The 1,451-nt window shown below is 45.4% G+C and carries 2 protein-coding genes and 2 pseudogenes; 3 read left to right on the top strand and 1 reads right to left on the bottom strand.

Annotated elements, in window-relative coordinates; all coding sequences use genetic code 11:
* The 3 genes and pseudogenes from QZ506_RS08775 to QZ506_RS08765 form a co-directional block, all read left to right on the top strand.
* Positions 1 to 227 (top strand): annotated as a pseudogene (locus QZ506_RS08775) (IS1 family transposase); the annotation flags it as partial.
* Positions 228 to 423: 196 nt separating this feature from the next.
* Complete coding sequence (locus QZ506_RS08770; protein WP_291970446.1) at positions 424 to 630, top strand: DNA polymerase III subunit theta; 207 nt, start codon at positions 424 to 426, stop codon at positions 628 to 630.
* Positions 631 to 872: 242 nt separating this feature from the next.
* The gene (locus tag QZ506_RS08765) at positions 873 to 1,328 is read left to right on the top strand and encodes a hypothetical protein (RefSeq protein ID WP_291970444.1); all 456 of its coding nucleotides are present in this window, start codon (positions 873 to 875) and stop codon (positions 1,326 to 1,328) included.
* A gap of 40 nt (positions 1,329 to 1,368) precedes the next feature.
* Here the strand turns inward: QZ506_RS08765 and QZ506_RS08760 are convergent.
* Positions 1,369 to 1,451: pseudogene (locus QZ506_RS08760) on the bottom strand (lipoprotein); the annotation flags it as partial.

The raw sequence follows: 1,451 nt of genomic DNA, 5'->3' as shown, positions 1-1,451 counted from the left end.
GTGGCCATCAGCGTTACCGTCGTCAGTCATGCAAACACGGATGGCTACAGGGCTTACAACGACGAACTTCCAAAAGTAAAACACATTGTTAGCAAGCTGTATACACAGCGTATTGAGCGTGCACATCTGACACTGCGTAACCTCGCAAGACGCTCGGATATTCAAAATCATCCGAAATGCACGATAGGATCATCGGTACTTACATCGAACGCGAGTACTACGTTTGATGCTACATCAACTCATTGAATACACGACCGGGAACGTGGCATCTAACGTTACCTGCATATCGCGTGATAGGAAAATTGACTGCTCACTTTGTGATCTTCTGCAATGTTTTTCTGTGTCGCCTACAACGTGCTTTGCACAGGGTGTTGTATATTTTTAATACAGCATGGTGCTGACCACAAGGGAGGATCTGTTGGTATGATTAATTTTGAAAAGATGATTCTCGAATACAGTGACAAGTATGCAGATTTTGCTGCATCGACAGTCGCCTTTATGGAAAGCCAGAAGCGCGAAATATGCGCAGAAACAATCGCCCAGAAAATCCCACCAGAAAAAAGAGCCTATTTTGAAGCTCTGTTAGCGCATTACCGGAGCATCTATAAAGCGCAAACGCTGGTTGAGTGATGTAAGGATTGCAGCGGCACTCTGCTTTCCTTTATGCACTACATCGCTCTATTTGCCAAGGAATCACCATTCAGGGATGAAGCAGTTCGTGGTTTGCCAGCAAGCATCCTCCCGCAATGTAGACATTATCATCACCATCGGTATGTGATCGCTATCACCGTTGAATTGGGCGTTTAATAGTAGTTAATCGCAATGAGGGTCAGTAACGTTATCGCTCAATGAGCGGAGGCGTTATTTTATGAATGTTAAAATTTTTTTGCAGCAAACAGCAGGAGTATTATGTTAATAATCATCTGAATAGTAGTGCTAAAATGGAGAGGCCGGTAACCTCAGATAACAGAAAGCTATGGGCGAATCATCTAAAATCCGCAGGGCAAATCAATGAGAAGCCGACATTTCCCATCGCAGCGGGTAAGAAAAAAACTTTTATAGGCGCACTGGTACGGTTTATTAAATGTATGCTACCAGCAACGTGTTCGAATGTTGAACGTCACCGTGACGTCGTGACATCCTCCCGTACAACAGAAAAGCTGGACGCTTTAGAAAGGCATTTTATCAGCGCTGCGACTAGCGCAATGTTGGCATTGGGGCGTGACCCTTCGTCATTGCTGGATCAAGCTCAGCAGAAACTGCACGTGGAAAACAGAGCCCTCACCAAGCAGGATTTACAGAGAGCGAAAACCGGCTTTGTTGAATAAATCAGAACTTGTAACGACTGCGCCCCATACGGGTCGATTGTTACGTGATGCGAATACTGTTCGGCATTCCTAATAGCGTGATCCGGTTAAGCGCTTTGACCATGGCCATGGCTTCACCCACCT

The sequence above is a fragment of the Candidatus Symbiopectobacterium sp. genome (genome assembly GCF_020054415.1).
Lineage (GTDB): Bacteria > Pseudomonadota > Gammaproteobacteria > Enterobacterales > Enterobacteriaceae > Symbiopectobacterium.
Note: the sequence above shows the minus strand (reverse complement) of the source record. Positions and strands in the feature narration are given on the sequence as shown.

What these genes read in the sequence shown, in the direction of transcription:
- QZ506_RS08770 (WP_291970446.1), top strand. Translation starts at nt 424, where the DNA reads ATGATTAATTTTGAAAAGATGATTCTCGAATACAGTGACAAGTATGCA.
- QZ506_RS08765 (WP_291970444.1), top strand. Translation starts at nt 873, where the DNA reads ATGTTAAAATTTTTTTGCAGCAAACAGCAGGAGTATTATGTTAATAAT.